The sequence below is a fragment of the Micropruina sp. genome (assembly GCF_027492755.1).
GTDB lineage: Bacteria > Actinomycetota > Actinomycetes > Propionibacteriales > Propionibacteriaceae > Micropruina.
On sequence record NZ_JAPUED010000153.1, the window covers coordinates 1 to 9,024 of the forward strand.

General features: G+C 70.2%; 9 protein-coding genes. 7 read left to right on the forward strand and 2 right to left on the reverse strand.

Translation table 11 applies throughout. The features are described 5' to 3' along the window. Nucleotides 1-71: 71 nt before the first annotated feature. The gene (locus tag Q0066_RS10900; protein WP_298132807.1) at nt 72-1,697 is read right to left on the reverse strand and encodes a TM0106 family RecB-like putative nuclease; all 1,626 of its coding nucleotides are present in this window, start codon (nt 1,695-1,697) and stop codon (nt 72-74) included. Next, entirely contained in the window at nt 1,697-2,398 is a 702-nt protein-coding gene (locus Q0066_RS10905) for a demethylmenaquinone methyltransferase (RefSeq protein WP_298132809.1), read from the reverse strand. The genes Q0066_RS10900 and Q0066_RS10905 overlap by 1 nt, the downstream gene beginning before the upstream one ends. Nucleotides 2,399-2,475: 77 nt before the next feature. On the opposite strand from Q0066_RS10905, the gene Q0066_RS10910 reads away from it, so the two are divergent. From Q0066_RS10910 to Q0066_RS17565, 7 genes are all read left to right on the forward strand, one after another. Then, entirely contained in the window at nt 2,476-3,144 is a 669-nt protein-coding gene (locus Q0066_RS10910) for an ABC transporter ATP-binding protein (protein ID WP_298132811.1), read from the forward strand. Continuing rightward, complete coding sequence (locus Q0066_RS10915; RefSeq protein WP_298132813.1) at nt 3,141-4,868, forward strand: DUF6297 family protein; 1,728 nt, start codon at nt 3,141-3,143, stop codon at nt 4,866-4,868. Before Q0066_RS10910 ends, Q0066_RS10915 begins: the two co-directional genes overlap by 4 nt. 23 nt (nt 4,869-4,891) lie before the next feature. Next, on the forward strand, nt 4,892-5,683 hold the full coding sequence (nagB, locus tag Q0066_RS10920; RefSeq protein ID WP_298132815.1) for a glucosamine-6-phosphate deaminase: 792 nt from the start codon (nt 4,892-4,894) through the stop codon (nt 5,681-5,683). A gap of 11 nt (nt 5,684-5,694) precedes the next feature. Next, nucleotides 5,695-6,822 carry an amidohydrolase family protein gene (locus Q0066_RS10925; protein WP_298132818.1) on the forward strand — a complete coding sequence of 376 codons (1,128 nt, stop codon included), beginning with the start codon at nt 5,695-5,697 and terminating at the stop codon, nt 6,820-6,822. Between the two features lie 675 nt (nt 6,823-7,497). Next, nucleotides 7,498-7,968 carry a hypothetical protein gene (locus tag Q0066_RS10930; protein ID WP_298132820.1) on the forward strand — a complete coding sequence of 157 codons (471 nt, stop codon included), beginning with the start codon at nt 7,498-7,500 and terminating at the stop codon, nt 7,966-7,968. 35 nt (nt 7,969-8,003) lie between these two features. Then, the gene (locus Q0066_RS10935; protein WP_298132822.1) at nt 8,004-8,423 is read left to right on the forward strand and encodes a hypothetical protein; all 420 of its coding nucleotides are present in this window, start codon (nt 8,004-8,006) and stop codon (nt 8,421-8,423) included. Between the two features lie 169 nt (nt 8,424-8,592). Further along, entirely contained in the window at nt 8,593-8,910 is a 318-nt protein-coding gene (locus Q0066_RS17565) for a trypsin-like serine protease (protein ID WP_366521516.1), read from the forward strand. Nucleotides 8,911-9,024 lie beyond the last annotated feature (114 nt).

Below are 9,024 nucleotides of genomic sequence, written 5' to 3' on the forward strand. Positions count from 1 at the left end.
CTTCCGCTCCTGCTCGGTCAACACCCCTTGCAGATCCGTTATCGACCTGAGACCTTGGCCCGGATCCGGGCTTAGGTCAGCGAGCGCAACCACGTCCGCAACTGCCAGGTGGCGCGGACGTCGTCCTCGTTGTACTCCAGCACTCTGCGGCGGGCGGCGTCCCGTTCCGGCTCGGTGGCTGCGCCGACGGCGTCGGAGAACCAGCGCATGCTGTTCAGGCCGCCCGGGTCGGGATCGCGCCAGGCGAACCCCGAGCCGGCCGAGGCGACCACCTTCAGACCGAGCCCGTCGGTGCCGAAGAAGTGCTCGCGCATGATGGGGAAGAGGTCGACGAAGTTCTCCCGGGCGTAGCCGGCCGCCCACTCCAGCACCGGGTGGTGCCGAGCGCGGGCGAGCCGGTCGATCTGATCGCGCTCGTAGGCGGAGTAGTGGTACACCCGGGTCTCGGCGCCGTCGCTGATCTCGCGCAGCCAGGTCAACGCCCGGATCGCCAGGTCGAGTTCGTCGGCGGGTTCCAGTTGCCGGAAGTCGCTGACGTGGTGGTAGGACGATTCCCCCGTCCGGGTGTCGGTCACCCAGAACCCCCACAGGTAGATCCGCTCGGTGGCGGAGGTCTCCAGGTCGAAGTCGATCTCCAGCGGGGCCGAGGGGACGTCGATGGGGCCGCTGTCGAGCCGTTCCAGCCGGACGCCGCTGTGCACCAGCGCGGCCCGCCGCTGGGCCAGTCGCAGCCGGTCCTCGCCGCCGGTCCGGTGGCCGACCTGCTCGAGATAGCCGGGCAGCAGTCGATCGAGGTCGGCGGCGGCCAGGTCGGCGACCGTCGTCACGCCGGCCCGGCGCAGCACGGTCACCTCGTGGGCGTCCAGCGGCAGCTTGGCCAGCTGCAGGGTGAGGTCGTCGGGGTCGAGCCGCTCGACGCACACCGGCCACCACGCGCACCGGTCGCATTCCCGGGTGCGGACGGGCAGCGGCGCCGGCTCCGCAGCGATGGCGCGCCGGGCGAGGTCGACCCGCTGGGCGAACTCGAAGTCGTAGCGCTCCAGCGCCGAGGTGGGGGCGCCGGGGGAGGGGGCGGGCTGCCCGCCGGAGCGGGAGAGCGCCGGCTCGGCGAGATCCACCCAGACGGCCACCTGGCCGTACTCGTCCAGCGGGTCGTTGCCGATCAGCAGCCCGTGGGCGCCCTCGGCGGCCAGGCCGAGCGAGGCGAGCATGCGGTGGTAGTGGGCCAGCCGCAGCGCCAGGTGCCAGCGGTACCGCCAGCGCAGCCGGGTCTGCGGCAGCGCCTCGGGGGTGCCGAGGCTGGTGAGCCGCGAGACCGTGGTGGTCGTGTCGTCCGCCCGGCTCTCGAACATCCGGTAGGCGCGGATGAGGCCGGGCAGGTAGCCGGTCGCGGTGCGCACCAGCAGGTCGGGGCGTCCGGCGCGGTGGTCGACGTCCGGAAGCCGCCCGCCGACGATGACCGGTACGCCGTCCCGCATCGCCCGCAGGCAGGCCGCCTCCTGCTCGGCGACCGGCTGATCGCGCAGCCCGCGCAGGTCGACCGCTTCCGGGATCTCGGCCAGCACACCCGCCGCGAAACCGCGATGATCGACGCTCCACTGCGGCGCCGGCGGTGGCGGGGGCTGTTCCAGCCCAGCGGTGAAGGCGTAGCTCGTCTTCAGCGCGCAGGAGCCGGCGGCCGAGGAGTGCAGCAGCATCAGGCGTAGGCCCGGTGCAACGCCACGATCCCGCCGCTGAGGTTCTTCCAACTCACCGCCCGCCAGCCGGCGTCGTGCAGCAGCCCGGCCAGGGTCGGCTGATCGGGCCAGGCCAGGATCGACTCGCCCAGGTAGTCGTAGGCGACCAGGTTGGAGGAGGCCACCGAGGCGACCTTGGGCAGGACGTTTTGCAGATACCACCGATAGGTGGGCCGGAACGGCTCCCAGACCGGGGTGGAGAACTCGCAGACCACCACCCGTCCGCCGGGCCGGGTGACCCGCCGCAACTCGGCCAGGGCGGCCGTGGTGTCGGCGATATTGCGCAGCCCGAAGGAGATGGTGACCGCGTCGAAGGCGTCGTCGGCGAAGGGCAGCGAGAGGGCGTCGGCGTTCACGAAGGGGAGTTCGGGGTGCTTGCCGCGTCCGGCGGCGAGCATGCCGAATGAGAGATCCGCCGGGACGACGGTCGCGCCCGCCTTCGCGAACGGCAGCGAGGAGGTGCCGGTGCCGGCCGCCAGATCGAGGATGCGCTCGCCCGGCCGTGGCGCCACGGCGGCCACCGTGGCGGAGCGCCAGGCCCGGTCCTGACCCATCGACATCAGGTCGTTCATCAGGTCGTAGCGGGGCGCGACATGGTCGAACATCTCCGCCACCTCGGCGCGGCGGCGCTCCAAGGTGGCCCGGGCATCGGTTTTCAGCACGGGGACTAGCCTGCCACGCCGCGCTGACAGCCCGCTCGATTCGCGCAGGCTTGGGCGGTGGGGGGAGAATCGCAGCCATGGCGAAACGCGCGTCGGTGCTCAAGGTCACCGGGTTGAGAAAGGCCTTCGGGCCGGTGGTGATCATCGATGGCTTCGACCTGGAGATCCGGGCCGGCGAGGCGGTGGCGCTGACCGGGCGCAATGGAGCCGGCAAGTCGACCGTGCTGCGCTGCGTGGTGGGCGCCGAACGTCCGGACGAGGGGACCGTCACCGTCAACGGCGTCACGGTCAGCGAGACCAACCCGCAGATCCGGCGGGATGTGGCCACCGTCATCGACGACCTCGACTTCTTCCCCGACCTGTCGGTGGTCGAGCACCTGGACCTGCTGGCCCGCGCCCACGGCATCCCGGACGCCGAGGCGGCCGTGGACGAGGTGCTGCACGAGGTGCAGCTGGTCGCCCAGTCCGGCCAGCTGCCGGCCACCCTCTCCTCGGGCCAGCGGCGCCGGCTGGCGTTGGCGACCGCCTTCGTCCGGCCCCGGTCGCTGCTGATCCTGGACGAGCCCGAGCAGCGCCTGGACACCGAGGGCGTCCAGTGGCTCGCCCAGCGGCTGCAGGCCGAACGGGCCCGCGGCCTGGCGATCCTGATGGCCAGCCACGAGCCGTCCCTGGTGAAGGCGGTGGCGACCCGCGAGGTGCGGCTGGCCGGCGCCGCGCTGGCCCCCGAGCCCGCCGAGGCGGAATGAGCAAGAAGTCGCGCAAGCTGATCCGCGCCGCGGCCGTCGAGCCGGTGGCACCGGCCGCGCAGGTCGCGCTCGATCCCGAACCCGCCGCCGAACCGGTGGAGCCGGAGCGGGAGTTCTACTTCGTCCCCGCCTTCGAGCCGGTCGAGGTGGACGAGAAGGAACTGCACGACCAGATCAAGCAGTGGCGGCACGGCCGCGCCACCCGCACCCTGGGCCAGGTCCTCTCCGACGGCTACATCGCGCTCTTCGCGGTCGTGCTGCTGGGGGCGATGCTGGGCAACGTCCTGGTGCAGGCCCAATCCGGCGCGGCCGCCTGCACCACCACCGAGTGCGGCGTCGCCCGGCTGATGATGCCCACCGCCATGGTGCTGGCCGGCTACGCCCTCACGCTTTCCGCCGGACGGCTCTTCGGCCCGGTGCTCGCCTCGGCCGCCGAAGGTTTCTGGCTGATGGACGCCCCGCTGCGGCGCCGCCGCCTGCTGCGCGCCCGGCTGGTGCTCCCGGTGGTGCTCGCCGGCGTGCTGACCGCCGCGCTCACCGCCCTGGTGGCCGCGCTCTCGGGCATGGACGCCGTCGGCCTCGGGCTGTGGACGGCCGCCGCCGGGGCCGGCAGTGCCGCGCTGATGGCGCTGGCCGGGGCCGAGCAGGCCATCGAACGGACCACCGGGGTGCGCTCGGTGCTGTGGCTCTTCGGGATCGGCACGCTGGCGGTGCTGCTGCTGGTCGTCTCCATCGCCGCCGGCTGGGTGCCGGCCTCGATCGCCGCGTCGGCCGAGACCGTCCGCTGGGCGGTCGTGGGCCTGCTGGCGGCCGCGGTGGCCGGCCTGGTGCTCTGGCTGAGCCTGGCCCTGCGCCGGCTGGAGCGGATCCGCCGCGCCCGGCTGCTCAGCGGCGGTTCCCTGGTGGCAGGCATGCAGGGGGCGATGTTCGCCCTCGACTTCGGGCTGATCCGCGACATCCTGGTGGAGCGCGAGGCCGCCGCCCGCGGCCACGTCCGGCCGGTCCGGGGCCGCGGGCTGGGCGTCTGGGCGCTGGTGTGGCGCGACCTGCAGCGGCTCGGCCGCTTCCCCAAGCCGTGGATCGGCCTGGCGGTCAGCCTGGTCGTCCCGTACGCCGCGGACGCGCTGCGGATGAGCCAGCTCAACCCGCTCGTGAGCGGCTTGGCGCTGTTCATCGCGCTGGTGCCCTTCCTGGGCAGCCTGCGGGTGCTCACCCGCAGCGGCGGCATGGCCCGCTCGCTGCCGTTCAAGACCTCGACGCTGCGCTCGGCGGCGATGCTCGTCCCGGCCGGGCTGGCCCTGCTCTGGGCCGTGCTGGTCACCCCGGCCTTCATCGGGATCGCGCAGACCGGGGCGGACCGCTCGGTGGTCGGCGGGCTGACCACCGCGCTGGTCACCGGTCTGGCCGGCGTGCTGGGCGGCGTCCGCTGGGTGACCGCCAAGCAGCCCGACTTCGGCGTCCCCATGATGGCCACCCCCGGCGGCGCGATGCCGCCCACCCTGATGTTCAACCTGCTCCGGGGCATCGACGTGGTCGCGGTGGTCACCGCGCCGCTCATCATGGGCGCACCGGCGACCTGGTCGCTGGGCATCGCCCTGGTCGTCTTCGTCCTGCTGCGCGGCACCTTCAACATGGACGAGCTGAAGGCCGAGCAGGAGGCGCTCAAGCGCGAGCAGCAGACGCAGGCTCGTGAGAAGATCAGGGTCACCCGCAGCACCCGCTGAGCCGGCCGAGTCAAAGGAGAGTCATGGAAGTCATCATCTGCCCGACCGAGGATCGGGTCGCCGAGGTCGCGGCTGCGAAGGCCGCCAAGCTGGCCGCGGTGGTCGGGCCGAAGGTCGTCTTCGGCGTGGCGACCGGGTCGTCCCCGGTGAAGACCTACGTCGAGCTGGCCAAGCTGGTCGCCGCCGGCGAACTCGACCTCTCCGAGGCCTCGGCCTTCGCGCTGGACGAGTACATCGGCATCCCGAAGGGCCACCCGGAGAGCTACCACGAGGTCATCAACCGCACCGTGACGGTGCCGCTCGGGCTCGACCCGGCCCGCGTCCACGTCCCGAACGGCTTCGCGGAGGATCTCAGCACCGCCGGCGAGGCCTACGAAGCGGCCATCCGGGCGGCCGGCGGGGTCGACATCCAGTTCCTCGGCGTCGGCTCGAACGGGCACATCGGCTTCAACGAGCCGACCAGCTCGCTGAGCTCCCGCACCCGCATCAAGACCCTCGCCGCGAGCACCCGGGCCGACAACGCCCGCTTCTTCGACTCGATCGACGACGTGCCGATGCACTGCCTGACCCAGGGGCTGGGCACCATCCTGGACGCCCGCAACGTCGTGCTCATGGCGACCGGCGCGGGCAAGGCCGAGGCGATCGCCGCCGTCATCGAAGGGCCGATCACCTCGATGTGGCCGGGCTCGGTGCTGCAACTGCACCAGCACGCCACCCTGGTGATCGACGAGGCGGCCGCCGCCAAGCTCTCGATGCGGGAGTACTACAAGGAGACCTACGCCCACCTGCCCGATTGGCAGCGGCTCGAGATCTAGGGGCGACTTCGGTGCTGATCAGCGCGCAGCGGGTGCTGCTGGAGGACGCCCCCGAGCTGGCCGAGGGCTGGGTAGAGGTGGCGGAGGAGCAGATCCTCGACATCGGTAGAGGGGAGCCGCCGCGGGCTCCGGACCTGGTCGTGGACGGGGTGCTGGTCCCCGGCTACGTGGACGCCCACTGCCACGGCGGCGGCGGCGCCTCCTTCGTCACCGAGGATCCCGAGGTGGTGCGGGTGGCCACGGCGGCCCACCGCCGGCTGGGCACCACCTCGATCGTGGCCTCGCTGGTGACCGGCGCCTACTCCGACCTGCACCGGCAGGTGGCCTGCCTGGCCGGCCTGGTGGAGGCGGGCGAGCTGGCCGGCATCCACCTGGAGGGTCCCTGGCTGGCCGAGCGCTACAAGGGCGCCCACCCGCCCCAGCTGCTGACCGACCCGGAGCCCGCCGCGGTGGCCGCCCTGCTGGCGACCGGACGCGGCACCGTGAAGATGGCCACCATCGCGCCGGAGCGCGCCGGGGCGATGGAATCGATCGGCCTGATGGTCGACGCCGGCTGCCTGGCAGCGGTCGGTCACACCGCCGCCACCTACGAGATCGCGGTCGCCGCGATCGACGCGGGTGCGCGCGGCGCCACCCACCTCTTCAACGCCATGCCACCGCTGCTGCACCGCCTGCCCGGGCCGGTGCTGGCGCTCTGGCAGGACGAGCGGGTGATCGTCGAACTGGTGATGGACGGCGTCCACGTCCGGCCCGAACTGGTCGCCTGGGTGATGGGAACCGCTCCCGGCCGGGTCGCCATGGTGACGGACGCGATGGCCGCCGCTGCCGCCGGCGACGGTGACTACATCCTGGGTGAGTTGGCCGTCGAGGTGCGCGACGGCGTCGCCCGGCTCGCCGGCCAGGACACCATCGCCGGCTCCACCCTGACCCTCGACAAGGCCGTCCGCAATGCCGTCGCCGCCGGGGTCGGCCTGGTGCCCGCTCTGCGGGCCGCGTCCACCGTCCCCGCCGACTACCTCGGCCTCGACTCGGTCGGCCGGCTCGCCCCCGGCAAGCGCGCCGACCTGCTCGTCCTCGACGACGCCCTGAAGGTGACGAAGGTCATGTGGCGCGGAGCCTGGCAGGAGTGGGTCGCCTAGCTCATCGCGAGGCGTCGGCAACCGCAGCCCCAAACCCAGGCCAGTGGCGAACTCAGGGCGGCCCTGGAGGAATGTGTCACATGGTGATCCACCTGACCAGATGCCGCGGCGTAGACACGTCCGACATGTAGGGCTACGATCGGATGTATCCCCCAGGAGGTGCCTGAAGATTGGATATGTACGTGAAGCCTCGTCGTCTGGTCACTATCGTAGCAGTGGTGGTCGGAAGCTTCTTGATGAGCTTCGGTGTCGCCTACGCTGCCTCGGCCGACGGTTCGCTCTACAAGTTCACGACGTTCCACTCCTCAGGTGTGAAGCTCTGCGGGTACGACCGAGCGAGTATTTCGACCACCAGCAGCAGCTATGCAGCCTGGGGGTGGGTATCGACCAGGGATGGCGGGTGCACGGCTGCGGAGGCTCACAGTCGACCAGCTGGCTACATGGGAACCAGCGAATCAGCTGTCAACAGCAGTGGAACCGTCTGTCGATCGGGTGGCTGGCAGTACACGAGTTACACCACCAGTGGCACCTGGTTTGGCACCGGCAACGGAACTAACTGTCACACGGTTCGATCCCGTGCCAAAGGTGCGCAATGGGACGGCGATGTGGACGAGTATATTGTGGATGATGAAGTCCGATACTCACCCTACCTGACGTGGTGAGAGAGGTGCGAGCATGACGAGAACAGTAAAGGCAGCGCTCGCGGGTGTTGTGCTAGTGGCCGCGGTGTCCGGTGGGTTCGCCGGGGTGTTGGCAGCGTCCGCCTCGCCGTTGCCGGGTGACTCGTCGCAGAAGGCCGAGGTGATACCGTCCGGAGTCACCGAAGCTGGCCTCAGCTATGGCCCGGTGCCGATGCCCTCCGGCGACGATGATACGGTCCCTGACTCCCTGACTCCCGACCTGGTCTCGGTCATGGGCGACAACGGTGTGCTTGGCTACGCAGAAAGCTCGCTGGTGTTCGGTGATGCCTGGCAGGCAGCCAACCCGAAAGACGCGGTGGCTCAGGAAGCAGCGCGCGAGGCCGCCCGAACCGCTGGCGATAGCGTGCAGCACGTCATCCCTGTGTACGCCGAAGATGGCATGACACAGATTGACACTTTCACGATCGAATATCCTCCGGCACCTCAGACCTCGGTGCCGCGCTGACCGGAGTTCATCCGAATCCGTCGCAATGTAGTCTGGTGAAGAAAGGTCTCAATTCCTCCAGCTGTGGCGTGCGACTGCTCTTGGCAACAGTGGCGCCCTTGTGTCTTGCTCATTCAGGTTGTGCGTCAGCGGCAGGATCACTGGACGACGGGACTGGCGGCAGCGCCCAGATAGGCGAGGTGTGTTGGACGCAGTCGGCACGAGCGATCGGCGTGACTTGGGTGACGAACGCAGGCAGTGGGCCCGTAGTTCTGGAATCTGCTGAACTCGGCGCGGATGGCGACATGCCGCTGCTGACGCTGACTGGAGCTTATATTATCCGATACCCGCAGGAGCAGCTATTTGGGTTCGGGCTGGAGGTTCCACCGGATGGCTACGATGACCCCGATATTGTTGCTGAGTGGGATTTGCGAGAACCGCTTGAGGGGGCCACGGTCGTCTCGGGTGAGGGGTGAACGTTGTGCTCGCCGTGACGCCGGGTCCAGATGGCATTGGTGGTGCGGAGTGGTTTGATCTTCGCTACCGCGAGGGGTCGTCCCGCCATGTCAATCGGACTTACGCAGGATTGGTATTCGACCAGGCTTGCGACCCGGTCGACTGACCTGAAAGCGGAGTCGGAGAACCGTGTCGGTCGGAACGGCGCTGGAAGTATGGGGATACGGGGCCGAGTCTGAGTACGGCTTCCGAGCATGCACTCCCCGGCGCGCTCACCAGGTTGTGGTTGCCGCGGAGTTGTGCGAAGCCGCAGGTGTGGCAGTGGTCGGCAAGTTATGCGTGCGGAACACCGATACCTCACATGGGGTCTGCGGGGGAGACAGTGGCGGACCGGTGTTTCTGGTGGAGAACGGGGCGACGTGGGTGATCGGGGTGACCTCCAGCGGACTTGGATGCGAATGTGGCAGTCTGGGTACTGTGGCCCTTCTGCCCGCCGCGCCTCCCTGATCCACAATTCATCGCGCATTGTTCGCTTGCGGTGGTTCCGGGATGAACATCGAAGATTGCGGGCTCATCACAAACGAGGGTGTAGCGGGGGTGTGATCGCGGGCGGCGCGTCGG